Source organism: Roseibium sp. AS2 (genome assembly GCF_038900065.1).
Classification (GTDB): Bacteria; Pseudomonadota; Alphaproteobacteria; order Rhizobiales; family Stappiaceae; genus Roseibium.
The window spans coordinates 454,275-479,561 of the sequence record NZ_JBBMQN010000001.1 but is presented as its reverse complement, the minus strand read 5'-3'; the positions used below and the strand labels follow the sequence as shown (position 1 = coordinate 479,561).

Genomic DNA, 25,287 nt, shown 5'->3' with positions numbered 1-25,287 from the left:
TCCGTCAGGGTGCCTCCGCCGCGCCGCCAACCATCCACCGGCGTCCCTGCAGGTCGACGGCAAAGGCGCCCGGCGCGCGGGCAAAGGACGCCAGACCCTCCAGCGCGGGATCCGTGTGCAGGACAATGAAGGTCGGGATCCTGGCCATCAGGGCCTCATGGGGCGCCTTGGCCTCGAAGGCGGCCCGGAAACCGCCGTCGGTCAGGAAGCGCTTGATCCGCAGTGTCACGCCGCCGGTCAGGTAAACGCCGCCCTGGGCAAGCACGGTCAGCGCGAAATCGCCGGCCACACGGCCGAGGCAGCGGGCAAAGACCTCAAGCGTCTTGACCGCCACGGGATCATTGTCCTCGGCGGCCCGGGTCACGTCGGCCGCCGTCGTGAAAGTGCGCTCGGAACTGAGGTAGGCCGCCACGCCCCGGGCAAGGTGCGGCATGCCGGTGCCGCTCAGAATCTGCTCGGCGCCAAGGCGGTCGCCATGCCGCTCCAGATGGGGCCAGATGCCGAAGTCTTCCGGGCTGACGGGACCGAGTTCGACATGTCCGCCTTCTCCCGGCACCGGGATCCAGGTGCTGGCCGCATAAATCATTGCCGCCGCACCAAGACCCGTTCCGGGCCCGAGCACGAATTTGGAGCTGCCCGCGCGGCTGGTTCCCGGGCCGATCTGTTCCACGTCCCCGGCCCGATAGTCGGGCAGCGCCAGCGCCTGGGCCTCGAAATCGTTGAGGACAATCACTTCCTGAAGATCCAGATCCGCGATCATCTTCAGGGGTTCGATCACCCACGCGGCGTTGGTCAGCGGAATCCTGTCGCCGGTTACCGGACCGGCAACCGCGATGATTGCGGTGCGCGGCTTCCGGGGCGCATCCGGCAGGACCACTTCGCGGATGGCCGACGAGATGTCCGGATGATCGGCGGTCGCGGTTTTGCCGCACATGCGTGTCTCGGCGCTGGCGTCGTCCACCAGGGCGAAACGCGCATTCGTGCCGCCGATATCGGCAACAAGAACCGGATACGCAAAGGACTTAAAACGATTTGAAAAACTCATGTGGTCAGGGAACCGACTTCGGGTGTCTCGGAGGTGGTCTTCAGGCCCTGCAGCCGGGCCGAGCGCAACAGGATGTCCGCCGTCGACGGATTGAGCGCCATGGGCATGTCGTAGACAACGGCGAGCCGCATCAGGGCCTTGACGTCGACATCGTGGGGCATGGTGGACAGCGGGTCGACGAAGAAGATCAGACCCTGGAGTTTGCCTTCCGCGATCATCGCGCCGATCTGCTGGTCGCCGCCGAGCGGGCCGCTTTTCAGGCGCTTGAGCTTGAGCGTCGGGCAGGCGTCCAGAATCCGGCCGCCGGTGGTGCCTGTGCCCACAAGACTGAAATCCGACAGCTTGTCCAGGTGGCGTCTGGCGAACTCCACCATCAGATCTTTCTTGGCGTCATGCGCGACAAGCGCAAGCGTTGGAAGGGCAGGCATCGGCGGTCCTCTTCTGCACTGAAGCAACAGGCTGCGGAAAGTTGTTTAGCCTTTCAAAGCGCTTTAGGCAAAGGAAGATGCGCGGCTTCCGCGCAGAACATGTGCAGGACACCGGAGCGAAGCGGCGCGAAAAAACGCCGCGCTCCGGGAGGAACGCGGCGCAAAAGAACGCGGCAGACGTGGCGTCAGTCGAACAGGTTACAGCGGATCGGTTCGCGTCCGGAAGCCCGCTGGAAATAGGAATCGGGTTCATGCATGTGCAGGCCGGCAATCTCCATGACCAGCTTCATGCGGATGGCGTCGGCGAAGCCCTCCTGGGAGCGCACCGGGATCGCGAAGGAACCGGGGCCGCCGATCACGCAATCCTCGTAGTAATGGTCTAGGTTGAGCATGGCCTGCCAGGTGTTCTTGTTCGACTTCATCATCAGCGGCAGCCCGTTGATCGTGACGCCCGCGGCCACCATCCGGTCGCGCATGTCCGTGACCGAACCGCCCTGGTTGTTCGGGCCGTCACCGGAAATGTCGATCACCTGACGCAGACCCATGAACTGGTTGGTCTGCACAAGCTGCACGGATTTTTCCAGCGCAGAGGCAATTGAAGTGCGCTGCACCTGGCGCAGCGGGGCTTCTGCGATCTTGGAGGCGAAATGGGCGGCAGAGCCTTCGTCCCTGATCACGGTCCAGTCGGCGACGATGAAATGCTCGTCAACGCCGCCCCATTCCATGTAGGTCACGGCGACGCGGCCGATCGGGCCGACCTCGATGGCATCCAGGAACTCTCTGGAGGTCAGGGCCGCCACATAGCCGGCGCGCTGGACTTCCTGTTCCTCGGTGTCCATGGACTGGGAAATGTCGACAGCCAGCACCAGTTCCACGTCCACTTCGCTGGCCGGGTCGTAGGTGTACTGTTTCGCCGCCTGCAACATCGGACGATAGTCCCGGGCGGCGGCGGGTGCGGTGAAGAGAACGGCCGCACAGACGATGGATAGTATTGTCGTACTTGTCAGGTTGCACAGTTTTACTATGTCGAGACGCATTCTTTTTCTCCTTAACGACAGCCTGGCGGCTGGGTGGTCACGTCTCCCCAGTTATATTTTGTTATATTTTTACTTGTCTTCGCGGCCCTCGTGAATCTTGCCTAGTGGTCATCAAACGCCTTGTCGGGTTCAAATATTTACTTAGCAAGCTATATGCCAAAGTTACTGGCTTTTCCTTCGATGGCAAAGATAAAGTGCACGGAGTGCGTATCATATCCACAGGTGGGGATTGCGCGGTTTTTTTGCCAGACAGAATTTTCCGCGCGCGTTTCCGCTGGCAACCTTGATTGCCGTAAGCGTGTGTTTTTTCGCTGAAATTTCACTCTTCAGATCGGTTCACAACCGTGTCAACAAAGTGGCTCCGCAAGGCATTCCATCTTCTCCGGCAGGCCGAGCGGACGCCTTCGTTTCCGTCCCTGTGAAAAACGGTAACGCCGCGAAGCCGACAAAGGCGCACCAAGCGCGCCTTCCGGGCGAATCGGTCTGCCGTCAGGCGTTGGGCAGAAATTGCCGTGTTTCCAGGCAGGATTTGCCGGGTTTGATTAATTTTGCGGCATCGGTAGGCAGAAATTGCCGATGCCCGGTTTCAGCGGGCAAGAGGGTGACTTCCTGCCCAGGAAGGTGCCAATTGGCCAGTTTTTCGGCATTTTTTTTGGTTGACGGCAGCTATTGCGCTCGCCATGATCCGAAGAAATTCTCAGCCGGTGAAGAATTTTTCGGTACGCTCGATGACGCGGAAAAACCGGGGCCCGGCAGAGGGCGAGGTGCGGACAGCGGTGCACAGGAAAACCCTTGCACGGCGGCCGGCGCGGCAAACAGGGGAAGGTAGCGAGGCGGCATGCAGGCGCGAGACGACTGGACGACCTATATGGCCATCCGCGCAGCTTGGCTGTCCTTTGTGGGCGGCCGGACGCAAGGCGAGATCGCCACGCAGCTCGGCATGTCTCCTGCCAAGGTGCACCGGCTCATTGCCCATGCCCAGAAGGCCGGTTTGGTGAAGTTCCAGATCGACGGCCGGCCACTGGAATGCCTGGAGCTTGAAAACGAGCTCACCGACCACTTCAAGCTGACCAATTGCCTGATTGCACCGGATCTCGGCGGCGATGACGACAGCGCTCTCAGGGCCGTGGCCGCCTCCGCAGGCCAGTTCCTGTCCGGTCTTCTCGGCGGCTCCGGGGTCACCCGGCTGGGCGTCGGCATGGGGCGCACGCTGACCGCGGCGGTGGAGGCCCTGCCCAGGATTTCCCGGTCAGATCTTGAAATCATGTCGATCTGCGGTTCGCTGACCAGAACGCTTGCGGCAAATCCCTACGACATCGTGCAGAAGATGCAGGAGCGCACGGGCGGGATCGGATACTATCTGCCGGTGCCGTATTTTGCGGAGAACGAGGGTGAAAAGGCCATGTTCCTGACCCAGCGCAGCGTTCAGGACCTGATGACGCGCGCGCGCCAGTCGCAGGCCTTCCTGATCGGCATCGGCTCGGTCGAGAACGAGGGCCATCTGGTCCAGCGCGGCATGATTTCCAAGACCGAACAGGAAGAATTGCTGTCGGGAGGCGCTGTCTGTGATTTGATGGGCCGGTTCCTGACGCTTGAGGGAAACCTGGCACCCGATCCGCTCGGCGATTGCGCCGTCGGACTGCACTTCGATGAAGTGCGCGGGCGCCGCGTGATTGCGCTGGTGGGTGGGGAAAGCAAGGTGGATGCCACGCTTGCGGCCCTGCGCACCGGTGTCATTACCGACCTTGTGACGGACGAGACCCTTGCCAGGGCTCTGAGGACACGGGCCGGATTGAAGCTGGCGCAGTCCGCTTGAGGCGGCTGTGTCACGAGGGGAAACGGGCGCGCCATGAGGCAGGCCCCGCATGTCGGAGGACATACACGTGAAAAAGTTTCTTACCATTGGAACGGCACTTGCCGGTCTGGCCATGTCTGTTGCAGCTGCTGCCGCAGCGGACATCAAGCCGGCCGTGCTCTACGATCTGGGCGGCCGTTTCGACAAGTCGTTCAACGAAGCCGCCTATTCGGGCGCCGAAAAATACAAGGCAGATACGGGCACCGAATACCGCGACTTCGAGATCCAGAACGACAGCCAGCGCGAGCAGGCCCTGCGCAATTTCGCCAAGCGCGGCATGAACCCGATCGTTGCCATCGGCTTCTCCCAGGCGAATGCCGTCGAGAAAGTCGCCAAGGAATTTCCGGACACCCAGTTCGCCATCGTCGACATGGTCGTCGACCTGCCGAACGTTCGTTCGATCCTGTTCAAGGAACATGAAGGCTCCTACATCGTCGGCATGCTGGCCGCGATGGCCTCCGAAACCGACAAGGTCGGCTTTATCGGCGGCATGGACATTCCGCTGATCCGCAAGTTTGCCTGCGGCTACAAGCAGGGCGTCAAGGCGGTCAATGGGGATGCCGAAGTGTTCGAGAACATGACCGGCACCACCGGTGCGGCCTGGAACGATCCCGTCAAGGGCGGTGAACTGGCCAAGTCCCAGTTCGATCGCGGCGCGGATGTGGTCTACCACGCCGCCGGCGGCACCGGCATCGGCGTGCTGCAGGCGGCCGCGGACGCCGGCAAGCTCGGCATCGGCGTGGACAGCAACCAGAACGCCCTGCATCCGGGGTCCGTGCTGTCTTCCATGCTCAAGCGTGTCGACATTGCCGTCTATGAGGCTTTCAAGGACGCCCAGAACGACACATGGTCGTCGGGCTTCGAGGTTCTCGGTCTGAAGGAAGGCGGCGTCGACTGGGCGCTTGACGACAACAATGCCGACCTGGTCAACGACAAGATGAAAGCCGCCGTCGAGGAAGCGACCCAGCAGATCGTTTCCGGAGAAATCGTCGTCCACGACTACATGAGCGACGAATCCTGCCCGTTCTGAGGGCACGTCTCGGACCTCCGCGCACCGAGCGCGGAGGTCTTTCCTCAAGATAATGCGCCAGCCGAACTGCGGAGAACACCATGATACGCGTCAAGTCATGTCTGTTAACGGCCGTGTTTGCAGCGGCATTGGGGACCGCTTCCGCTGTTGCGGAACCGGCCATCGTCTATTCGGTCGGCGGCAAGTTCGACGGCTCCTTCAACGAAAGCGCCTATTCCGGCGTGACGCGGTATCAGGAGGAAACGGGCGTCACGGTCCGTGAGTTCGCTCTTGAACGCGATTCCCAAAGCCTTCAGGCCCTGCGCAACCTTGCCCGCCGCGGCAGCGCGCCCATTGTTGCCATCGGCTTCAATCAGGCCAATGCGCTGTCCCAGGTGGCCCCGGATTTCCCGGAAACGAATTTCGCGATCGTCGACATGGTGGTGGATCAGCCCAATGTGCGGTCCTACGTCTTCAAGGAACACGAGGGCGCCTATATCGGCGGCCTGCTGGCCGCTCTGGCCTCCAAAAGCGGCACCATCGGCTTTGTCGGCGGCATGGACATCCCGATCATCCGCCGGTTCCTGTGCGGCTACAAGCAGGGCGCCCTGGCGGCCGATCCGGACACCAGGGTGCTTTTCAACATGGCCGGCGACACGCCGGCGGCCTTCACGGATCCCTTGCGTGGTGGCGAACTGGCGATCAGCCAGATCAGGCGGGGCGCAGATGTCATCATCCAGGCGGCCGGCGGGACCGGTCTCGGCGTTCTGCAGGCCGCCGCCGACGCCGGCGTGCTCGGCATGGGCACGGACAGCAATCAGAACGGCCTGCATCCGGGCAAGGTGCTGACCTCCATCCGCAAGCGCGTCGACAATGCCGTCCATGACAGTTTTCTGACCGCCGAAAACGGCTCCTTCGAACCCGGCATCCAGGTGCTCGGGCTCAAGGAAGGCGGCATGGACTGGGTCCTCGACGACAACAACCGGGATCTTGTCACGCCACAGATGCAAGCCGCTGCGGACGCCGCCGTCGCCGGTATCGCCGACGGCACCGTCAAGGTCCATGACGTCGTCACCGACGGAACATGCCCGTTCTGAATGAAACAGGCGACGACGTGAGGGGGACAGGGGCGCATGATAATGACAAGGACAAACGGTCAGGCCCGGGGGAGTGCATGAGCGAAACGCCCGCAATTGAGCTGCGCAAGATCAGCAAGAATTTCGGCCCGGTACAGGCCAACAAGGATATCGACCTTGTGGTCAGGAAAGGCTCCATTCACGGGATCATCGGCGAGAACGGGGCCGGCAAGTCGACCCTGATGTCGATCCTCTATGGCTTCTACCAGGCCGATGAGGGCGACATTCTGGTGGGCGGCACCAAAGTGTCGATCCCCGATTCCAAAGCGGCCATCGGTCTAGGCATCGGCATGGTCCACCAGCACTTCATGCTGGTCGACAATTTCTCGGTTCTGGAAAACGTCGTGCTGGGAGCCGAGGACAGCCAGTTGCTGGCCGGCGGGCTGTCCCGCGCGCGCACCGAACTCAAGCGGCTCGAAGAGGAATACGAGCTGCGCGTCGACCCGGACGCCCTGATCCAGGATCTGCCGGTCGGCCTGCAGCAGCGGGTGGAGATCCTGAAGGCGCTCTACCGCAGCGCGGGCGTGCTTATCCTGGACGAGCCGACCGGCGTGCTGACCCCCGCCGAAGCCGATCACCTGTTCAAGATCCTGGAAGTCCTCAAGAACGAGGGCAAGACCGTCGTCCTGATCACCCACAAGCTGCGCGAGATCATGGCCGCGACCGACATGGTCTCCGTCATGCGCCGCGGCGAGATGGTGGCGACACGGGAGACGGCGAACACTTCCATGGAGGAACTCGCCGAACTGATGGTCGGACGCAGCGTTCTCCTCAGGGTCGACAAGAAACCAGCGGAACCCAAGGCCCCGGTCATGGAGGTCGAGAACCTGACCGTAACCGACAGCCGCGGCGTCCAGGTGGTCAAGAATGTCTCCTTCAACGTCCGCGCCGGCGAGATCGTCGGCATTGCCGGGGTGTCCGGAAACGGCCAGTCGGAGCTTCTGGAAACCCTGTCCGGCATCCGCCGGGCCACCAGCGGAACGCTGAAGATCAATGGCGAGACCATCGATCTGGGCACCAGCACGCTGGACGCCGCCGACATGCGCGACAAGAACATGGGGCATGTGCCCGAAGACCGCCACCGCATGGGGCTGATCAACAGCTTCGCCGAATACGAGAATTCCATTCTCGGCTATCATCGGGATCCGGCCTATTCCCGGGGACTTTTCCTGGACCTTGGCGCCATCCGGAAGAACGCGGTCGCCGAGATCGAGAAATACGACATCCGTCCACCGAGTCCGATGCTGAAAACCGCCAACTTTTCGGGCGGCAACCAGCAGAAGATCGTTCTTGCCCGGGAGATCGAGCGCGACCCGGAGGTTCTTCTGGTCGGCCAGCCGACACGGGGCGTCGATATCGGCGCGATCGAATTCATCCACCGCCGCCTCGTCGAACTCAGGGACCAGGGCAAGGGCATTCTTCTGGTGTCAGTCGAACTCGATGAAATCCGGGCTCTGGCCGACCGCGTGCTGGTGATGTTCGACGGCAGGATCGTCGGTGAGCGCGGCGCCGGCGCCGAGGAAGGCGATCTCGGCCTGCTGATGGCGGGTGTCGAAGACACTCACAGGAACACGATCGAGGGAGGTGCCCGATGAGTGCCGGTCAGCTTCCGCGCTGGGTCGACCTCGGTCTGATCCCGTTTTTGAATCTTGCCGCGGCCTTTCTGGTCTCCGGCCTTGTGGTGATCCTGATCGGGGAGAACCCGCTTGAGGCGGTGAAGATCCTGGTGTGGGGATCGCTCGGCTACGGCGAAGGCATTGGCTTCACCCTGTTCTATGCCACCAACTTCATCTTTACGGGGCTGGCCGTCGCGGTCGCCTTTCACGCGGGTCTCTTCAATATCGGCGGCGAGGGCCAGGCCTATCTTGGCGGCCTCGGGGTCGCGATGGCCTGTCTGGCACTCGACACTTACGTGCCCTGGTACGTGACCCTGCCTTTCGCGATCCTGGGGTCCGCCGCGACCGGCGCCGCCTGGGCGCTCATTCCGGGCTGGCTGCAGGCGACGCGCGGCAGCCACGTGGTGATCACCACCATCATGTTCAATTTCATCGCGGCATCGCTGATGGGATACCTGCTCAACAACATGCTCAAGGAACGCGGCTCGATGCAGACCGAGACCCGCACCTTCGAGGACGGCGGCCGCCTGCCGATGCTGAACGACCTGTTCCCGTCCTTCGGCTTCGGCTATTCGCCCGTCAACCTGTCGCTGTTCATTGCGATCCTGGCCTGTTTCCTGGTCTGGCTGCTGATCTGGCGGACCCGGCTCGGTTTTGAAATCCGGTCCTTCGGCGCCAACGCGACCGCTGCGGTCTATGCCGGCATCTCCCCTGTGCGCACCATCATCATCACCATGCTGATTTCCGGCGGACTTGCCGGAATGATGGCGATCAACGAGATCATGGGGTCCCAGCACCGGCTGTTGCTCGACTTCGTGACGGGCTACGGCTTTGTCGGCATCGCGGTGGCGCTTATGGGACGCGCCCATCCGGTCGGTATCGCGCTGGCGGCGGTCCTGTTCGGCATGCTCTACCAGGGCGGCGCTGAGCTGTCCTTCGAAATGCCGAGCATCACCCGCGACATGATCATCGTCATCCAGGGTCTGGTGATCCTGTTCGCCGGCGCCCTGGAATACATGTTTCGCCCGGCCATCGTGCGGGTGTTCACGCCCGCGCAGCCCTTGCAAGCGGAGGAGGCATGATCATGTTCGAGAGCCTCATCCTGATCCTCGACTCCACCGTGCGCCTGTCGACACCGCTGTTGCTGGCCTGTCTGGCCGGGCTGTATTCCGAACGCGCCGGCGTCGTCGACATCGGTCTGGAAGGCAAGATGCTCGGTGCCGCCTTCGGCGCCGGTGCGGTTGCCTACATCACCGCGAACGCCTGGCTGGGTCTTCTCGCCGGGATCACGGTTTCCGTTGCCCTCGGGCTGCTGCACGGCTTTGCCTCCATCACCAATCGGGGCAACCAGATCGTGTCGGGCGTCGCGATCAACTTCCTGGCCGCCGGATTGACGGCCCTGCTCGGGCAGACCTGGTTCCGTCAGGGCGGCAGGACACCGGCGCTTCCCGAAGGCGGCCGGTTCACCGAGATCGTCTGGCCGTTCGCGGCCGGGATCCGGGACGTGCCGGTCATCGGCCCGATCTACGCGGAACTGTTGTCGGCGCACAACATTCTGGTCTATGCCGCCTTCCTGGCGGTGCCGCTGACCTGGTGGATCCTGTTCCGCACCCGGTTCGGCCTGCGTCTGCGCGCGGTCGGTGAAAATCCCGCTGCCGTCGACACGGCCGGCATATCGGTGACCTGGTTGCGGTATCGCGCGGTCATCGCCTGCGGTATTCTGTGCGGCTTCGCCGGGTCCTACCTGTCGATCGCGCAAGGCGCCGGCTTCGGCGTCAACATGACCGCGGGCAAGGGCTTCATCGCGCTGGCGGCACTCATATTCGCCAAATGGCGCCCGATGGCGGCCATGTTCACCTGCCTGCTGTTCGGTTTCCTGGACGCGGTCGCCATCCGCATGCAGGGACAGGAGGTTCCGGGTATTGGTGAAATTCCGGTGCAGTTCTTCCAGGCATTGCCTTATATACTCACGGTGATCCTGCTGGCGGGCTTTATCGGCAAGGCGATCCCGCCGAAGGCGGCCGGTGTCCCCTATTTGAAGGAGCGCTCATGACCGATCTGAACGACCTGTTCGAAGCGGCCAGAACGGTTCGGAAACGGGCCTATGCTCCGTATTCGAATTTCCTTGTCGGCGCCGCCCTGCGGACACCGGATGGCTCAGTCTTCACCGGTTGCAATGTGGAGAACGCATCCTACCCGGTCAGTGTCTGCGCGGAAGGAGGCGCTGTCAGCGCGATGATCTCGGCAGGTCACCGGGAGATCTCCGAGGCGCTCGTGATCGGCGACGCGGCCCTGTGCACACCCTGCGGCATGTGCCGCCAGCGGCTCAAGGAATTCGGCACGGACACTCTTGTCGTCCATGTCGCGGATCTGGAAGGCATCCGGCGCAGCTTCACCATGGACGAGCTGCTGCCGGCGGCATTTGAACTTGAAGAAAAAAGGACTGGCTCTCGATGAGTGGTTACGGCCGTGAATGCGCGGAGATTGTCCGCGCCGCCCGGGAGGGTTCGTACAGGATCGGCATGATCCTCGGCTCCGGCCTCGGCGCGCTGGCCGACGAGGTCGAGGACGCGGTGCGCATTCCCTATTCGCATCTGACGGAATTTCCGGTGTCCTCCGTGACATCCCATTCCAGTGAACTGGTGGCCGGAACGCTGGCCGGCGTCCCGGTGGTGATCCTGTCCGGGCGGGCCCATTTTTATGAAGGCGGCGATCCTTCCGTCATGCGCACGCCCGTGGAAACGCTGAAGGAACTCGGCTGCGAGATCCTGCTGGCGACCAATGCGGCCGGCTCCCTGCGCGAGGATGTCGCGCCGGGATCGCCAATGCTGATTTGCGACCACATCAACTGGTCCGGCAGGAACCCGCTGATCGGCGAGGAAGACGAAAAGCGTTTCCTCGACATGAGCGCGGCCTATGATCCGGACCTGCGCGCCGCCATGAAGAAGGTGGCCGCGGAAACCGGTGACGCGATCGCCGAGGGGGTCTACATGTGGTTCTCCGGTCCGTCCTTCGAGACCCCGGCAGAGATCCGCATGGCCAGGTTGCTCGGTGCCGATGCCGTCGGCATGTCCACGGTTCCGGAAGTCATCATGGCCCGTTTCCTGGGGCTCCGCGTTGCCGCCATGTCGATCGTCACCAACTATGGTGCCGGCATGCAGGCCAATGCGCTCTCTCATGACCAGACCAAGTCCGTCGCGCTTCAGGGCATGGACCGGATGAAGCAACTGGTGCGGGCCTTCGTGAAGGAGATTGGCGAATGACCGACATGATCGAAACAGCGAAACGCGCCCTCGGGCTGGTCGACCTGACCAACCTCAATGACGATTGCACCTCCGCGGACATCACCGGACTGGTGGGCCGGACCGTGACGGACCACGGCTCGGTGGCGGCCGTCTGCGTCTGGCCGCGTTTCGTCGCCCAGGCAGCGAATGAATTGAAGGGCACCGGCGTCAGGGTCGCCACGGTTGTCAACTTTCCGGAGGGCGGCGAGGACACCGATGCGGTGCTGGCCGAAACCCGGCAGGCGATCGCGGACGGTGCGGACGAGATAGACCTGGTGATGGCCTACAGGGCGTTCGTTTCCGGCCGCAAGGGGTTTGCCGAGGAACAGATCATCCGGGTCAAGGAAGCCTTGCCCGCGCCCGTTCTACTCAAGGTCATTCTGGAAACCGGCGAGATCGGCGATCCGTTGCTGATCCACGCGGCCTCGAATGTCGCCATCGCCGCGGGCGCGGATTTCATCAAGACCTCGACCGGCAAGGCCGCGGTCAACGCGACGCTGGAGGTTGCCGAAATCATGCTGACCGTGATCGAGGAGGCCCGGCGCGACGATGGCGAGCGGGTGATCGGCTTCAAACCCGCAGGCGGGATCAGGACATCCGAGGACGCGGCGTCCTACCTGGCGCTCGCCGACAGGATCATGGGCCGCAACTGGGTGTCCGCCCACACCTTCCGGTTCGGTGCGAGCGGATTGCTGGATGCTCTGATTGCCACGATCGAGGGCGGCGGGCACACGCCCAATCAAGGATACTGACGACCATGCTGCCTCAGGAACTCATCCGGAAAAAACGTGACGGGGGCACCCTCGACGCGCAGGAAATCGCCTTCTTCGTGAAAGGCCTCGCCGATGGATCCGTTACGGAAGGTCAGGTGGCCGCACTGGCGATGGCGGTCTTTTTCAAGGGCCTCACCGTGGACGAGCGGGTCGCCCTGACACTGGCCATGCGCGACAGCGGCGACGTCCTCGACTGGTCCGGCATCGACGCGCCGGTTCTCGACAAGCACTCCACCGGCGGTGTCGGCGACAATGTCTCCCTGATGCTGGCGCCCGCGCTGGCCGCCTGCGGGGCAGCCGTGCCGATGATCTCGGGGCGCGGCCTCGGTCACACCGGTGGCACGCTGGACAAGTTCGACAGCATTCCCGGTTACCAGACCCAGCCCGACAACGCGCTCTTCAAGAAGGTGGTGCGCGAGATCGGCTGCGCGGTCATCGGCCAGACCGGTAATCTTGCCCCGGCGGACAAGCGCTTCTACGCCATCCGCGACGTCACCGGCACGGTGGAAAGCATCGATCTGATCACGGCTTCGATCCTGTCGAAGAAACTGGCTGCCGGCCTGCAGGGGCTTGTGCTCGATGTCAAATGGGGCACCGGCGCGTTCATGGGATCTCTGGAAGAAGCCCGCGCCCTGGCCGAAAGCCTGGTGCTCGTGGCCAATGGTGCCGGCCTGAAGACGACGGCTCTCCTGACCGACATGAACGAGCCGCTGGCGTCTGCTGCCGGCAACGCGGTGGAAATGCAGAATGCGGTCGACTTCCTGAAAGGCACTGCCGTCGACAATCGTCTTTGGGACGTGACGGTCGCCCAGGGCGGCGAGCTGCTAGCCACAGGCGGCATCGCGCCCAACGCCGAGGCTGGTTGCGAGATGATGCGGCAAGCCTTTCAGAGCGGCAAGGCGGCGGAGAAATTCGCGCAGATGGTGCATGCACTGGGGGGACCGGCGGACTTCATGGACAAGGCAGAGCTCTATCTGGCCAAGGCGCCGGTGCAGGCGCCGGTCTATGCGGATCAGCCGGGCGTGGTGACGGCGGTCGATGCCCGGGCGATCGGCGTGGCCGTGGTTGCCCTTGGCGGTGGCCGCAGGGCGGCGGCGGACGTGATCGATCCGGCTGTCGGCCTGACTGATCTTGCCGGGATCGGCAATTCGGTCGATGCGGATGCGCCGCTGGCCATCGTTCATGCGAAGACCGAACAAGACGCGGAACAGGCGGCCATCGCCTTGCGCAAGGCCTATTCGCTCGGGGCGGCGACCGATGTCATCGACCGGCCGGGCGTCGTCGGCCGGATCGCGCCTTAAGCAGAAAATTGCGCCGGGATGCCCCTGTCCCGGCGCCCCTCCGGTTTTGCGGAAACCGGCAAAGATAAAAATGAGGAGATGCCCATGCCTCGTGCAATTCTGTGCGTGCTGGACAGTTTCGGCATCGGCGGTGCTGCAGACGCGGAAGCCTTTGGTGATGCCGGCGCAGACACTCTGGGCCATATCGCCGAGACATGCGCCGCAGGCCTGGCGGACAAGACCGGCCTGCGCGGCGGTCCGCTCAAGGTTCCCAACATGGACCGGCTGGGCCTCGGCGCCGCCGGCAGGCTGTCGACCGGCAAGGATGTGCCGGGACTGGACTTTTCCGGTGATCCGGAAGGGCTGTGGGGCTATGCGGCGGAAGTCTCCAACGGCAAGGACACACCGTCCGGCCACTGGGAGATCGCCTGTGTGCCCGTGCGCTTCGACTGGGGCTATTTTCCCGAAACCATTCCGACCTTTCCGGAAGAGCTGATCGCCCGGATCAGCGAGAAGGCCGGGCTGGCCGGGATTCTGGGCAACAAGCATGCCTCCGGCACGGTGATCCTGGCCGAACTCGGTGAGGAACACGTGCGCACCGGCAAGCCGATCTTCTACACCTCCGCGGATTCGGTCATCCAGATCGCCGCCCATGAGGAACACTACGGCCTGGAGAAGCTCTATGAGCTGTGCGAGATAACCCGGAAATTCGCCGATCCCTACAACATCGGCCGTGTCATCGCCCGCCCGTTCACCGGTGACAGCGCCGACACCTTTCAGCGCACCGCCAACCGGCGCGACTATTCGGTGCTGCCGCCTGAGCCGACCCTGCTCGACCGGCTGGCCGCCGAAGGCCGCAAGGTCTACGGCATCGGCAAGATCTCCGATATCTTCGCCCATCAGGGGGTCTCGAAGGTCCTGAAGGGAGCCGGCAATGACGCGCTGTTCGACAAGACCCTCGAAGCCATGGATCTTGCAACGGACGGCGATCTGGTTTTCGCCAATTTCATCGACTTCGACAGCCTCTACGGACACCGCCGCGATGTTCCCGGCTACGCCGCCGCGCTTGAGCATTTCGACACCCGCCTGCCGGAAATGATCGCCCGGATGCGGGACGGTGATCTCCTGGTCCTGACCGCGGATCATGGCTGTGACCCGACGTGGAGAGGCACCGACCACACCCGCGAAAACGTACCGGTGATCGCGACGGGTCCGGGCATCGCCGGCCGCAGCGTCGGGGGACGGGCGACCTTTGCCGATATTGGCGAGAGTGTCGCCGATCATCTCGCCATCGCGACAGGCCCCAACGGCACCAGTTTCCTGTAGCCTGTCTCCACGCAGACATGCACGACCCCGAACGAGTTTGAGGATCCGACCCACATGAGCGATGCCATACAGGTTCCCAAGGCAGAGCTGCATTGCCATATCGAGGGCGCGGCGCCGCCGACGCTGGTCAACCGTCTTGCCGACAGGCACGGCATCGATGTTTCCAGCGTCCTGGATGGCAACGGCAAATTTGTCTGGTCCGATTTCACCACTTTTCTGAAAGCCTATGATCTCGCCAGTTCGGTGTTCAGGACGCCCGCCGACTACGCCCTTCTTGCGGAGACCTATTTCCGCATGCTGGCCGCGGAAGGGGCGATCTACGGCGAGATCTTCATCTCTCCCGATCATGCCCAGGCGACCGGCCTCTCCTACCGCTCCTATGTGGAAGGGCTGGCGGAAGGCATGGAACGGGCCAAGGCCGGTACGGCCATTGAAGGCCGCATGATCGCCATCGGCGTGCGCCATTTCGGTGCCGCCGCGGTCGAGCGGGTGGTCAAGGAGGTGATCGGCAATCCGCATCCGCTGGTAACAGGCTTCGGACTGGCCGGTGACGAGCGCTCAGGCCATCCAGCCAATTTTTCCAAGGCGTTCCGCATGGCGGCGGAGGCGGACCTTGGCACCACGGCCCATGCCGGCGAGTTCGGCGGTCCGGACAGCATCGTCGCCGCCCTGGAATTCCTGCGGGTCAGGCGGCTCGGCCACGGGGTGCGCGCCATCGAGGACAAGGATCTGGTCAGGCGCCTGGCGGACGAGCAGATCGTGCTGGAGGTCTGTCCGGGATCGAACATTGCCCTGGGCGTCTACACACACCTGCGCTTCCACCCGGTCAACATGCTGCGCAAGGCCGGGGTGAAGATCACGCTCAATGCCGACGACCCGCCCTTTTTCGGGACCACGCTGGGCAAGGAATATGCGTCCGTTGCCGCGACCTTCGGCTGGACCTTCGACGACCAGATGGAGGTCACCCGCACGGCCATCGAGGCCGCCTTCTGCGACGACGCCACCCGGAAGAGGCTGCTGGTCCGTCTGGACAGCGCTAGGCAGATCCCGGGGGAGGGCGGTTAGGGTATTTCACCGCTGCGGGAACGGCTCTAGATCTCCCCGCCGGTCTCGTCCATTTCCGACCGGGGATCGAGCACGACGGTTTCCGGCGTCGTGACCTGAGGGGTGGAAAGGACCGGCAGAAAGTCGGATTTTTCCTCTGTCGTCAGAGCCGCGCGCTGGCGCATGCGCCAGAGAGCGAAGCCGAGCATCGACAGATGCGCGGCGGCTGTCACCTGGAACAGGGCGCCCGGATAGGTGAAGGTCATGAGGCCGGAAGCAAGCAGAGGCCCGAGCATGGTGCCGGTGCCGAAGATCAGCAGCAGTCCGCCGCTGATTGTCAGGAAATCCGCGCCGTCGGCGTGATCGCTCGCATGGGCGACGATCACCGGATACATCGAATAGACGACACCGCCGAAGGCGGCGATCAGAAGGACGGTCACGGCCGCATCGTTACCGCCGATGAGCGACAGGCTGGAGCCGAGCGACATGGCCACGACCGCAAGGCAGACCAGAACGAGGCGTCTGTCGAGCCGGTCCGAGAGCATGCCGATCGGGATCTGCACCACCGCGCCGGCAAGCAGCGCGAGGCTCATCATGATGGCGATGTCCGGCACGCCGAGCCCGATGCGGCGGCCGTAGACGGCGCCGAGCGTGCCGAATGTGCCGTTCGAGATGCCGACCATGAAGACGGCGACAACGGCGATGGGGGAGTTCTTCCAGAGTTTCTTCGGGTCAAGCCGCGCCTGCGTCAGCGGTTGCGGCGAGGCCGCCGTCGACAGGGCGGTCGGCAAAAGTGCCATGGAATAGATGATCGACCCGAGCACGAAGAAGAAAAAGCCGCTGGGGTCTCCCAGCGTCAGCAGCATCTGGCCCGCCGTCGTCGCCCCGAGATTGATCATTGTATAGAAGCCGAAGATGCGGCCCCGGGTCTCGCCGGTCGAGCGCTCGTTCAGCCAGCTTTCCACGATCATGGCGGCCCCGGAAAAACAGAAGCCCGTCAGAGCCCGAAGAAAGATCCAGAACACCGCGTCGATGAAGAGAAGATTGAGCAGGACCGTGATGGCGGCCAGCGAGGCCAGCGCGCCGAAGGCCCGCACATGCCCGACCCTCTTCACGATGAGCGGCGTGCCGAGACAGCCGCCCATGAAACCCAGTGCCCAGCCGGCGCCCAGAAGGCCGAGAGAGGCGTCGGAGAAGCCTTGCGCCAGTCCGGCGAGCGGCAGAAGCAGGCCGTGCAGGCCGCCGGCGAGAAGCAGCAGGCCGGATCCGGCGAGCAGTGCGGCGATGGAAACGACAGAGGACATGAACAATCCTGGCAGGAGCGGCGCGGGTGAGACGTGACTTCGATGATGCCCAATGACGAAGCAATTTGACAAGTTTATGGTTGGGCGATACGCGAACCCATCCGCGCCCCGCTTGAAAACCGGGTTGCCGGCAATTCGGTTCCAGATCCGGCGGAATGTCCATGACTGAACCCAGCCCGTTGTTGACCCTGTTCCAGCCCGAAGAGGTCCGCCGCAAGGCGCATCTGTTGCTGGACCGTGCCGTCGCCGGTGACCTTGAACATGTCGCGGTCAGCCTGGACAATCTCGACCGGGCGATTGAAACGGTTCTGGAAACCACGCGGGAAAACTATCCCGATTTCCAGATACCGCCCTATGGCCTCTGGCGGGACCTCGAAGCCGGCGGCATCGACCGCTGGGCGGCCCTCGCCGATGCGCGCGCGTTCGAGACGGCCGGCGAAATGCTGGTCGCCGCTGCGGATCTGGCAATCCTCGGCGCTTTCATGACCACGCTGCATCCGGCGAACTGGTCCTATGAGGACCGCATGACCGAGACACGCGTCACCGGCCGCACGGCATCGGCCCTGGCGGCCTTCCACATGTTCGCGGCCGGGTCCTTTTCCGCGCAGATGACCGACCCCTACCGGGTGGAAGCGGAAACGCTTGTCCGGCTGGATCTCAAGGAGCTCGCCGCGGGTCTTCAATGGGACGTGCGTGACAACGTGGACGACCTCCTCGAGATGCAGCGGCATCTCAAGCGCCTGGGCGAGGCCCTTGCGCTGCGCCCGGACCTGTTCGGCGCCGAGGAGGCGACCCGTCCGGGCCTGCTGGCGATCGCCCTGGCGCAGAATGGCGACGGCACGGTCGATGCGGGGGACCTGCTCGACCGGCTTCTGGAGGGGCTGGCAGCGGTCTGGGACGGCGGTGCGGCCCTTGGTGACATGTGTTTTGGCGACAGTTTTCACCATTCCGGGCTGCCGGGTACAGCCGAGGAAACAATCGTGCCGTTTCATCTGGCCGCCCAGGAAATGGTCTATTCGCTGGTCGAACCGCTTGCCTGGGCGGGGTTCGAGATGACCGGACTGGACAAGCTGACCGCGCCGTCCGACCGCGCGCATGCGGCGTTGTTCGCACACACGGGCGTCTTGACTGTCCGCGATGACGGACAGGACCTGCTTCCGGACATCGCGACAGACCGGATGATCGAGATCCGCGCGGTTTCGCTGGCCCTGACGGACAGGCTGGCAGACCGGCTTGCCGCAGAGCTGGGGGCCGCGCCCGGCGACGTTCCGCTCACCTGTATTCTGGAGGGCGGGACGGCCCGGGCCGGAAACCGGATTCTGGAACAAGCCTCGGGAAACAAACAGATGCCGGGCAAATTCCTCAATCCGGGGGCTGTTTTTTGGTTGCCGTTCGGGGCATAGGTCCTGAACAATGAAAGTGTGAACCAGGTCCGCATACGCAGGCCGGAAAATGAGAGGCAGATATGTCCGGAGCCAATGTCATCAGCCACCCGCTGGTCCAGCACAAACTGAGCATCATGCGCGACAAGGGGACGTCCACCCAGGGCTTCCGTCGCCTCCTGCGCGAGATCTCGACCCTGCTGTGTTACGAAGTTACCCGGGACCTGCCTCTGGTCCGCCAGACCATCGAGACACCTGTCGCCGAAATGCAGGCGCCGACGCTCGCCGGCAAGAAACTGGTCTTCGCCTCCGTGCTGAGGGCCGGCAACGGCCTGCTGGAAGGCATGCTGGATCTGGTGCCGTCCGCCCGCGTCGCCCATATCGGCCTTTACCGGGACCCGGAAACGCTGCAGCCGGTGGAATATTATTTCAAGGCTCCGGAAGACCTGAACGAGCGCCTTGTGATCGTCGTGGATCCCATGCTCGCAACCGCCAATTCCGCGATTGCCGCCATTCAGAAACTGAAGGAACGCGGCGCCACAAACATCCGTTTCCTGTGTCTGCTGGCAGCGCCGGAAGGTGTGGCGAAATTCAACGAAATGCATCCCGACGTGCCGATCTTCACGGCGTCGATCGACGAGAAGCTGAACGAAAAGGGCTATATCGTTCCTGGTCTCGGCGATGCCGGCGACCGCATGTACGGCACCAAGTAACCGGGGTCGTGAACTGCGCGTACGGATTTCGACTGCACGGTTCATGGCCGCTGCCTCGCTGGCCGAGGGCTACATCTGAAAACGGGAGACGGCATGATCACTGTATTCGGGTCCATCAATCTGGACCTCGTCGTGGCCGTGCCGCGTCTGCCGACGGCCGGAGAAACGGTCAGCGGTCCGGACCATCAGACCTTTCCCGGTGGCAAGGGCGCCAACCAGGCACTGGCCGCGCGGCGCGCCGGGGCCGGCGTCAGGATGGTCGGTGCGGTCGGCCGGGACGGATTCGCGGACCTGGCGCTTGCAAGCCTGCGCGAGTCCGGTGCCGATCTTTCCGGTGTTCGCGTGATGACCGGATCCACCGGCCTTGCCCTCATCGGCATCGATCCGGCCGGTGAAAACCAGATTATCGTTGCCAGCGGTACCAATGACCGCGTCGAGGCGAGCTGGCTTGAAGGCGGTCTTGCCTCCGGCGATACGCTGATGATGCAGGGCGAGGTTCCTTTTCAGGAGGCCAGGGACGCTGCCCTGCAGGCCGGTCGGGCCGGCGCCTCCGTGTTCTGGAACCCTGCGCCTGTCCCCGAAGGGGATGCGAGCGCCCTTCTGGAGCTGGCTGCCGTGGTGGTGGTCAACGAAAGCGAGGCCGCTGCCATCGCCAGAAACCTGGGCATTGACGGCGACCCCGAAAGCTTCGCGGAACAACTGGCCAGGCCGGGCCGTGCGGTTATTGTCACGCTCGGTGCCGAAGGCGTTGTCGCGCGCACCGGCACGGACCGGTACCGGTTCCGGTCTCCCGAGGTTGACGCGGTCGATTCCACCGGAGCGGGGGACGCCTTTTGCGGTGCCGTTGCGGCGGCGCTGGACAGGGGGGAGCCCTTCGGGCGTGCCTTGAAGGAGGGCGTTGCCGCCGGCGCGCTCGCCTGTACCGTTACCGGTGCGCAATCGAGCGCGCCTGTGCGCGAGGACATTGTCCGCCTCGCCGACCGGATTGTCTGATCCGGCTTTACAGCCTGCTAAGGAAACCGTGCTACCCCAAAGCGATCCCCGCAACCTCAAGGGCTGGCATGTCCCGGTTTGTCATCATTTTTCTGGTCTTGCTGGCGGTCGCGCCGCTGGTGCCTGTCGTGCTCGATCGGCTGGCTGCGCCGGAAGGGCAGACCGCGGCCAATGAACGACCCGCCCCGGCTGCGCAGGAGACCGGAGAGCGGTCCCACCGGATTTCCAGAAATCGTCAGGGCCATTTCGTGGCCTCCGCGGTTTTGAACGGGCGCGCGGTCGACATGCTGGTCGACACCGGTGCAACCCTGACCGCCCTTCCCGAAACACTCGCCGGGGACATCGGCATTTTTCTCAAGTCGTCCGATTTCAAATATCCGGTCAATACGGCCAACGGCACGATCTATGGCGCGCGGGCCGTGATCGACGGTTTCAGGATCGGCAACATTCGGTTGCGAAACATCGATGCGCTGGTGCTGAAGGACCGGAGCCTTGGGGAACCACTGCTCGGCATGTCCGTTCTCAATCAGCTGGAACGGTTTGACATGTCGGGCGGCACGCTTGTACTGGTTCAGTGACTTGGCCCTCCGTTTCCGCAGTTCGTCCCGAACCCCGCGTTTGTTGTTTGCATTGAGAGGCATTGATGTTTCCAAAACCCGTCCCGAAACTTTCGCCCAATACGCTTGAGTACGAAACGCTTCCGATGGTGAAGCCGACCGGTTTTCGCGAATACGACGCCCGCTGGCTGTACGAGCAGGAAATCAACCTGATGGGCATGCAGGCGCTCGGAATGGGCATCGGCACGCTCATTCACGAACGCGGCGTGCGTCCCGACATTGTCGTCGGTCATGATTTCCGCAGCTATTCGTCCACCATCAAGATGGCGGTGGTCAACGGTCTGATGGCGGCAGGCATCAACGTGCATGATATCGGCCTGGCGCTGTCGCCGATGGCCTATTTTGCCCAGTTCGCGCTGGATGTTCCGGCAGTTGCCATGATCACCGCGTCCCACAACGACAACGGCTGGACCGGCGTCAAGATGGGCATCGACCGTCCCCTGACCTTCGGTCCCGACGAGATGGGGCGGCTCAGGGAGATCGTTCTGGAAGCCGCGTTCGAGCTCCGGGGCGGCGGCAGCTACCACTTCGTGGACGGCTTCGCGGACACCTATTTCAAGGACCTGACCGGCCGGGCGAAACTGAAACGGCCGATCAGGATCGTGGCGGCCTGCGGCAACGGCACGGCCGGCGCCTTCGCACCGAAGATCCTGGAGGCTCTCGGCGCGGAGGTCATTCCGCTCGACACGGAACTCGACTACACGTTCCCGCGCTACAATCCGAACCCGGAGGACATGAAGATGCTGCATGCGCTCCGGGACAAGGTCCTGGAAGTGGGTGCGGAAGTCGGCCTCGGCTTTGACGGCGACGGCGACCGCTGCGGTGTCGTCGACAACGAGGGCGAGGAGATCTTCGCGGACAAGGTCGGGGTGATGCTGGCAAGGGACATTTCCGCGCTGCATCCGAACAGCCGGTTCGTTGTCGACGTCAAGTCGACAGGCCTCTTCAACACGGATCCGGTGCTGCAGGCCAATGGCGCACGGACCGACTATTTCAAGACCGGCCATTCCTACATCAAGCGCAGGGTCGCCGAGCTTGACGCGATTGTCGGTTTCGAGAAGTCCGGCCACTACTTCTTCAACAAGCCGATCGGCCGTGGTTATGATGACGGTCTGGTGTCCGCGATCGCCATCCTCGACATGCTCGACCGCAACCCGGACAAGACCATGGCGGATCTCCGAAGGGACCTGCCCAGGACTTGGGGCTCGCCGACCATGGCGCCGAAATGCGCCGACGAGGTCAAATACGACGTCGTCGACAGGGTCGTTGCCAGATTCCAGGACATGAAGGCCAGGGGCGAGAAAGTCGCGGGTCAGGCAATCACCGACCTGATCACGGTCAATGGCGTGCGGGTTGTCAGCGAGGACGGCACCTGGGGCCTCGTGCGCGCCTCGTCCAACAAGCCGGAACTGGTCGTCGTGGTGGAAAGTCCGGTGTCCGAAGAGCGCCTGCACGCCATGTTCAAGGCGGTCGACGGCGTTCTGCGCGAGAACACGGAAGTCGGCGACTACAACCAGACGCTCTGACCCCTTGCGCGAAAGGGCGGCGGACGGGTCCGCCGCCGCCACGCCCGATCTTGTCGCCGCCCACACGGCCGGCACCTCAGCGGAGACGTTCATGATCCAGGATTTCGGTGTCCTTCCCGACGGCACCACCGTGCGGGAAATCACCTTGAAAAAGGGCCCGCTGGAAGCATCGGTCCTGACTTACGGGGCCATCATCCGCGATCTTAAGGTGGACGGGCAATCCGTGACCCTGGGATTCGAGGATCTGCAAAGCTACCTTGATCATTCGCCCTATTTCGGCGCTGTCGTCGGGCGCTGCGCCAATCGGATTGCGGGCGGGAATCTCACCGTGGACGGGGTCGGTTACCAGCTCGACCTCAACGACAACGGCCGCCATCACCTGCACGGCGGCTCACTGGGATTTTCCGCACGCAATTGGCAACTTGAACAACACGACAAGGCAAGCGTGCTTTTGAAACTGGTCTCCGAGGACGGCGACATGGGCTACCCCGGGCAAGTGGAGGCGCTGCTGCGCTACACCCTGACCGGGGCCGGTGCATTGCGCGTGAAAATGACCGCGACCACCAGCGCGACCACGCCGGTCAATCTGACCCAGCATGCCTATTTCAACCTGGACGGCAGCGCCGACATTCTCGATCACACACTGGAAATCGCCGCGGACCGGTATCTGCCCGTGGATGAGGCGCTGATCCCGACCGGAGAGATCCGGAAGGTCGCCTGGACCCCTTACGATTTCCAGGAAGGACGCAAGCTGCGGCGCAAACCGGGTGAGCAGGGCGTGCTCTACGACCATAATTTCTGCCTCGTCGACGCGCCCGCTCAGGAGCTCGCCTTCGCCGCGGCCCTTGAGGATGGCGCGGGTTCCAGACGCATGGAGGTGTGGACCACCGAACCCGGACTGCAGCTTTTTGACGCCGAAGGGATGGATGTGCCGGTGCCGGGCCTGGCCGGCAAACGGTATGGCGCCCATGCAGGCTTGTGTCTTGAGGCGCAGCGCTGGCCGGACGGTGTCAATCAGAAAGAATTCATGGATGTTTTGTTACGGCCCGGAGAGACCTATAGTCACGCGACGGAATTTCGTTTTTCCTGACTTGGAGTAGTTTTTCCGGATCGGGCCACGGCAGGCAGCCGATTGGGAGTTGGACCGGGGGCGGCGCGTGAAGACAGTATTTTCAGACACCCAGCTGGCGCATGCGCCGGCACAGGAAATCTCCGACGGCGAGTTGAAGCCGGCGGTTGAAATTCCCGCTCGCGCCGAGATCGTGCTCAAGACGATCAGGGACCGGAACGCCGGGGAGATCCTGGCGCCGGAGGAGTTTCCGATCCGTCCGCTGCAACGGATCCATTCGCCGGACTATGTCGCCTTCCTGGAAGGCTTCTGGCAGAAGTGGACCGCCGCCGGCCGGACCCGCGAGGCATTTCCGTTCGTCTGGCCGGTCCGGAGCCTGCGTGAAGATGTGTCGGTCAACCATATCGACGGCCTGCTCGGACGCTATTCGATGGATGCCGGCACACCGGTCGGCGAGCATTCCTACAAGGCCGCGCGCGCGTCCGCCGACACGGCGCTGACGGCGGCCAGGCTGATCCTCGATGGAGAGAAATCGGCATTCGCCCTGTGCCGCCCGCCCGGCCACCATGCGGGGTTCGACTTTTTCGGCGGCTACTGTTTTTTCAACAACGCCGCCATCGCCGCGCAATACCTTCGCGACAACGGTCTCCACCGCGTCGCCATTCTGGATGTCGACTATCACCACGGCAACGGTACCCAGGCGCTGTTCTACGACCGGCCGGACGTGCTGTTCCTGTCCTTGCACGCCGATCCCAGGGACGAATATCCCTATTTCCTGGGGTATGCCGATGAAACGGGAGAGCACGCCGGCACCGGTTTCACCCGCAACTGGCCCCTGCCGCTGGGCACCGACTGGGAAGCCTATGCTCCCGCGCTGGAGGAGGCCTGCCGTTGGCTCCTGGTCTACAAACCCGAAGCGATGATCGTTTCCCTGGGCATGGATTGCTACGAGAACGATCCGATCTCCGGCTTCAAGTTCAAGAGTGCGGACTATCTGCGTCTCGGCCAGCGCCTGGCGAAGGCCGGCGTGCCCACCATTTTCGTGATGGAAGGTGGTTACGCCGTCGATGCCCTCGGCACGAATTGCGTCAATGTTCTTGAGGGTTTCGAAGGCTGAGGGGCCTGACCTGAGCATCAGGCTCCGTCTTCGGGTCCGGATCCGGGGTCAGAACCGGATCCAGATCCAACAGAATGTCAGTGCGGCAGCAGCCGCAACTGCTCCAGATCCCCGCGCAAGCCGTCCGCACCCTTGAAGTGATGGGCCGTCATGCCCAGCCGGCGGGCGGCCTCGACATTCGCCGGGCTGTCATCGATGAACAGACAGGCCCTCGGGTCCAGCGCATTGCGCTGGAACAGGACCTGGTAGAGGCGCGGATCCGGCTTTGCCAGCTTTTCATCCCCGGAAACGACGATGTCCAGAAAACTGGTCTTGAGGAAGGGAAAGCGGTCCTGTGCCTCGGCGAATTTTTCAGCCGAAAAATTGGTGATGGCGTAGAGCGGCAGACCGCTTTCCTTGAGCGCGGCCAGCAGCGCCGGCGTGCCTGGAATTTCTCCCGGTACCATATCGTGCCAGCGCGTGTAATAGGCCTCGATCAGGTCCGCCCTGTCCGGGTGCCGGCGCACCAGCTGCGCAACCGCCTCCGGCCACGGCCGACCGAGATCCTGTTCCAGGTTCCACTCCGCGGTGCACACTGTTTCCAGGAAGGACGACCGTTCCGCAGCGTCGGGAATCAGGCGCCGGTAGAGATGTTCGGGATTCCATTCGATCAGGACATTTCCTATATCGAAGACAACGGTCGTGATAACATCGCTCATGCAGGCCGGTCCTTGTTTCGTGAAAGGGATCAGGA

General features: G+C 63.4%; 24 protein-coding genes. 19 read left to right on the top strand and 5 right to left on the bottom strand.

What is annotated here, in order from left to right:
- Positions 1–4 precede the first annotated feature (4 nt).
- From WNZ15_RS02205 to WNZ15_RS02195, 3 genes are all read right to left on the bottom strand, one after another.
- Entirely contained in the window at positions 5–1,045 is a 1,041-nt protein-coding gene (locus WNZ15_RS02205; RefSeq protein ID WP_342891295.1) for an ROK family protein, read from the bottom strand.
- Entirely contained in the window at positions 1,042–1,473 is a 432-nt protein-coding gene (locus WNZ15_RS02200; protein ID WP_342891294.1) for a methylglyoxal synthase, read from the bottom strand. Before WNZ15_RS02200 ends, WNZ15_RS02205 begins: the two co-directional genes overlap by 4 nt.
- A 185-nt stretch (positions 1,474–1,658) precedes the next feature.
- Positions 1,659–2,510 carry a DUF1194 domain-containing protein gene (locus tag WNZ15_RS02195; RefSeq protein WP_342891293.1) on the bottom strand — a complete coding sequence of 284 codons (852 nt, stop codon included), beginning with the start codon at positions 2,508–2,510 and terminating at the stop codon, positions 1,659–1,661.
- Between the two features lie 838 nt (positions 2,511–3,348).
- Between WNZ15_RS02195 and WNZ15_RS02190 the strand changes: the two genes are divergently transcribed.
- The 12 genes from WNZ15_RS02190 to WNZ15_RS02135 all read left to right on the top strand — a co-directional run bounded on the left by WNZ15_RS02190 (position 3,349) and on the right by WNZ15_RS02135 (position 15,854).
- On the top strand, positions 3,349–4,326 hold the full coding sequence (locus tag WNZ15_RS02190) for a sugar-binding transcriptional regulator (protein WP_342891292.1): 978 nt from the start codon (positions 3,349–3,351) through the stop codon (positions 4,324–4,326).
- A gap of 112 nt (positions 4,327–4,438) precedes the next feature.
- Positions 4,439–5,395 (top strand): BMP family ABC transporter substrate-binding protein, encoded by a 957-nt coding sequence (locus WNZ15_RS02185; RefSeq protein ID WP_342891842.1) that lies wholly within the window; start codon positions 4,439–4,441, stop codon positions 5,393–5,395.
- Positions 5,396–5,475: 80 nt separating this feature from the next.
- The gene (locus WNZ15_RS02180; protein ID WP_342891291.1) at positions 5,476–6,471 is read left to right on the top strand and encodes a BMP family ABC transporter substrate-binding protein; all 996 of its coding nucleotides are present in this window, start codon (positions 5,476–5,478) and stop codon (positions 6,469–6,471) included.
- A 77-nt stretch (positions 6,472–6,548) separates the two neighbouring features.
- Complete coding sequence (locus tag WNZ15_RS02175) at positions 6,549–8,105, top strand: ABC transporter ATP-binding protein (RefSeq protein WP_342891290.1); 1,557 nt, start codon at positions 6,549–6,551, stop codon at positions 8,103–8,105.
- Positions 8,102–9,208 carry an ABC transporter permease gene (locus tag WNZ15_RS02170; RefSeq protein WP_342891289.1) on the top strand — a complete coding sequence of 369 codons (1,107 nt, stop codon included), beginning with the start codon at positions 8,102–8,104 and terminating at the stop codon, positions 9,206–9,208. The genes WNZ15_RS02175 and WNZ15_RS02170 overlap by 4 nt, the downstream gene beginning before the upstream one ends.
- On the top strand, positions 9,205–10,179 hold the full coding sequence (locus tag WNZ15_RS02165; protein ID WP_342891288.1) for an ABC transporter permease: 975 nt from the start codon (positions 9,205–9,207) through the stop codon (positions 10,177–10,179). Before WNZ15_RS02170 ends, WNZ15_RS02165 begins: the two co-directional genes overlap by 4 nt.
- Positions 10,176–10,583: a cytidine deaminase gene (locus WNZ15_RS02160; RefSeq protein ID WP_342891287.1), complete on the top strand. Its 408-nt coding sequence runs from the start codon at positions 10,176–10,178 to the stop codon at positions 10,581–10,583. Before WNZ15_RS02165 ends, WNZ15_RS02160 begins: the two co-directional genes overlap by 4 nt.
- The gene (locus tag WNZ15_RS02155; RefSeq protein WP_342891286.1) at positions 10,580–11,389 is read left to right on the top strand and encodes a purine-nucleoside phosphorylase; all 810 of its coding nucleotides are present in this window, start codon (positions 10,580–10,582) and stop codon (positions 11,387–11,389) included. Before WNZ15_RS02160 ends, WNZ15_RS02155 begins: the two co-directional genes overlap by 4 nt.
- Positions 11,386–12,162: a deoxyribose-phosphate aldolase gene (deoC, locus tag WNZ15_RS02150; protein ID WP_342891285.1), complete on the top strand. Its 777-nt coding sequence runs from the start codon at positions 11,386–11,388 to the stop codon at positions 12,160–12,162. The genes WNZ15_RS02155 and deoC overlap by 4 nt, the downstream gene beginning before the upstream one ends.
- Positions 12,163–12,167: 5 nt before the next feature.
- On the top strand, positions 12,168–13,484 hold the full coding sequence (deoA, locus tag WNZ15_RS02145; RefSeq protein WP_342891284.1) for a thymidine phosphorylase: 1,317 nt from the start codon (positions 12,168–12,170) through the stop codon (positions 13,482–13,484).
- 84 nt (positions 13,485–13,568) lie between these two features.
- Entirely contained in the window at positions 13,569–14,789 is a 1,221-nt protein-coding gene (locus WNZ15_RS02140; protein ID WP_342891283.1) for a phosphopentomutase, read from the top strand.
- A 54-nt stretch (positions 14,790–14,843) separates the two neighbouring features.
- Positions 14,844–15,854, top strand: coding sequence for an adenosine deaminase (locus WNZ15_RS02135; RefSeq protein ID WP_342891282.1), 1,011 nt, complete (start codon positions 14,844–14,846; stop codon positions 15,852–15,854).
- A gap of 26 nt (positions 15,855–15,880) precedes the next feature.
- Here the strand turns inward: WNZ15_RS02135 and WNZ15_RS02130 are convergent, their stop codons facing one another.
- Entirely contained in the window at positions 15,881–17,137 is a 1,257-nt protein-coding gene (locus WNZ15_RS02130) for an MFS transporter (protein WP_342891281.1), read from the bottom strand.
- Positions 17,138–17,298: 161 nt separating this feature from the next.
- Between WNZ15_RS02130 and WNZ15_RS02125 the strand changes: the two genes are divergently transcribed.
- The 7 genes from WNZ15_RS02125 to WNZ15_RS02095 all read left to right on the top strand — a co-directional run bounded on the left by WNZ15_RS02125 (position 17,299) and on the right by WNZ15_RS02095 (position 24,554).
- Positions 17,299–18,540, top strand: a complete 1,242-nt coding sequence (locus tag WNZ15_RS02125) for a DUF1688 family protein (protein ID WP_342891280.1) — start codon at positions 17,299–17,301, stop codon at positions 18,538–18,540.
- 62 nt (positions 18,541–18,602) lie between these two features.
- Positions 18,603–19,232, top strand: a complete 630-nt coding sequence (upp, locus tag WNZ15_RS02120) for a uracil phosphoribosyltransferase (protein WP_342891279.1) — start codon at positions 18,603–18,605, stop codon at positions 19,230–19,232.
- Positions 19,233–19,325: 93 nt separating this feature from the next.
- Positions 19,326–20,225 carry a ribokinase gene (locus WNZ15_RS02115; RefSeq protein ID WP_342891278.1) on the top strand — a complete coding sequence of 300 codons (900 nt, stop codon included), beginning with the start codon at positions 19,326–19,328 and terminating at the stop codon, positions 20,223–20,225.
- Positions 20,226–20,293: 68 nt separating this feature from the next.
- The gene (locus WNZ15_RS02110) at positions 20,294–20,803 is read left to right on the top strand and encodes a TIGR02281 family clan AA aspartic protease (protein WP_342891277.1); all 510 of its coding nucleotides are present in this window, start codon (positions 20,294–20,296) and stop codon (positions 20,801–20,803) included.
- 65 nt (positions 20,804–20,868) lie between these two features.
- Positions 20,869–22,368: a phosphomannomutase/phosphoglucomutase gene (locus WNZ15_RS02105; protein WP_342891276.1), complete on the top strand. Its 1,500-nt coding sequence runs from the start codon at positions 20,869–20,871 to the stop codon at positions 22,366–22,368.
- A 91-nt stretch (positions 22,369–22,459) separates the two neighbouring features.
- The gene (locus WNZ15_RS02100; protein ID WP_342891275.1) at positions 22,460–23,458 is read left to right on the top strand and encodes an aldose epimerase family protein; all 999 of its coding nucleotides are present in this window, start codon (positions 22,460–22,462) and stop codon (positions 23,456–23,458) included.
- 67 nt (positions 23,459–23,525) lie between these two features.
- Positions 23,526–24,554, top strand: a complete 1,029-nt coding sequence (locus WNZ15_RS02095) for a histone deacetylase family protein (protein ID WP_342891274.1) — start codon at positions 23,526–23,528, stop codon at positions 24,552–24,554.
- A gap of 77 nt (positions 24,555–24,631) precedes the next feature.
- Here the strand turns inward: WNZ15_RS02095 and WNZ15_RS02090 are convergent, their stop codons facing one another.
- Entirely contained in the window at positions 24,632–25,252 is a 621-nt protein-coding gene (locus WNZ15_RS02090; protein ID WP_342891273.1) for an HAD family phosphatase, read from the bottom strand.
- Between the last annotated feature and the right edge of the window lie 35 nt (positions 25,253–25,287).

Excerpts from the sequence above, each read along its gene's own strand:
- WNZ15_RS02205 (WP_342891295.1), bottom strand. The coding sequence starts at position 1,045 with ATGAGTTTTTCAAATCGTTTTAAGTCCTTTGCGTATCCGGTTCTTGTT.
- WNZ15_RS02200 (WP_342891294.1), bottom strand. The coding sequence starts at position 1,473 with ATGCCTGCCCTTCCAACGCTTGCGCTTGTCGCGCATGACGCCAAGAAA.
- WNZ15_RS02195 (WP_342891293.1), bottom strand. The coding sequence starts at position 2,510 with ATGCGTCTCGACATAGTAAAACTGTGCAACCTGACAAGTACGACAATA.
- WNZ15_RS02190 (WP_342891292.1), top strand. The coding sequence starts at position 3,349 with ATGCAGGCGCGAGACGACTGGACGACCTATATGGCCATCCGCGCAGCT.
- WNZ15_RS02185 (WP_342891842.1), top strand. The coding sequence starts at position 4,439 with ATGTCTGTTGCAGCTGCTGCCGCAGCGGACATCAAGCCGGCCGTGCTC.
- WNZ15_RS02180 (WP_342891291.1), top strand. The coding sequence starts at position 5,476 with ATGATACGCGTCAAGTCATGTCTGTTAACGGCCGTGTTTGCAGCGGCA.
- WNZ15_RS02175 (WP_342891290.1), top strand. The coding sequence starts at position 6,549 with ATGAGCGAAACGCCCGCAATTGAGCTGCGCAAGATCAGCAAGAATTTC.
- WNZ15_RS02170 (WP_342891289.1), top strand. The coding sequence starts at position 8,102 with ATGAGTGCCGGTCAGCTTCCGCGCTGGGTCGACCTCGGTCTGATCCCG.
- WNZ15_RS02165 (WP_342891288.1), top strand. The coding sequence starts at position 9,205 with ATGATCATGTTCGAGAGCCTCATCCTGATCCTCGACTCCACCGTGCGC.
- WNZ15_RS02160 (WP_342891287.1), top strand. The coding sequence starts at position 10,176 with ATGACCGATCTGAACGACCTGTTCGAAGCGGCCAGAACGGTTCGGAAA.
- WNZ15_RS02155 (WP_342891286.1), top strand. The coding sequence starts at position 10,580 with ATGAGTGGTTACGGCCGTGAATGCGCGGAGATTGTCCGCGCCGCCCGG.
- deoC (WP_342891285.1), top strand. The coding sequence starts at position 11,386 with ATGACCGACATGATCGAAACAGCGAAACGCGCCCTCGGGCTGGTCGAC.
- deoA (WP_342891284.1), top strand. The coding sequence starts at position 12,168 with ATGCTGCCTCAGGAACTCATCCGGAAAAAACGTGACGGGGGCACCCTC.
- WNZ15_RS02140 (WP_342891283.1), top strand. The coding sequence starts at position 13,569 with ATGCCTCGTGCAATTCTGTGCGTGCTGGACAGTTTCGGCATCGGCGGT.
- WNZ15_RS02135 (WP_342891282.1), top strand. The coding sequence starts at position 14,844 with ATGAGCGATGCCATACAGGTTCCCAAGGCAGAGCTGCATTGCCATATC.
- WNZ15_RS02130 (WP_342891281.1), bottom strand. The coding sequence starts at position 17,137 with ATGTCCTCTGTCGTTTCCATCGCCGCACTGCTCGCCGGATCCGGCCTG.
- WNZ15_RS02125 (WP_342891280.1), top strand. The coding sequence starts at position 17,299 with ATGACTGAACCCAGCCCGTTGTTGACCCTGTTCCAGCCCGAAGAGGTC.
- upp (WP_342891279.1), top strand. The coding sequence starts at position 18,603 with ATGTCCGGAGCCAATGTCATCAGCCACCCGCTGGTCCAGCACAAACTG.
- WNZ15_RS02115 (WP_342891278.1), top strand. The coding sequence starts at position 19,326 with ATGATCACTGTATTCGGGTCCATCAATCTGGACCTCGTCGTGGCCGTG.
- WNZ15_RS02110 (WP_342891277.1), top strand. The coding sequence starts at position 20,294 with ATGTCCCGGTTTGTCATCATTTTTCTGGTCTTGCTGGCGGTCGCGCCG.
- WNZ15_RS02105 (WP_342891276.1), top strand. The coding sequence starts at position 20,869 with ATGTTTCCAAAACCCGTCCCGAAACTTTCGCCCAATACGCTTGAGTAC.
- WNZ15_RS02100 (WP_342891275.1), top strand. The coding sequence starts at position 22,460 with ATGATCCAGGATTTCGGTGTCCTTCCCGACGGCACCACCGTGCGGGAA.
- WNZ15_RS02090 (WP_342891273.1), bottom strand. The coding sequence starts at position 25,252 with ATGAGCGATGTTATCACGACCGTTGTCTTCGATATAGGAAATGTCCTG.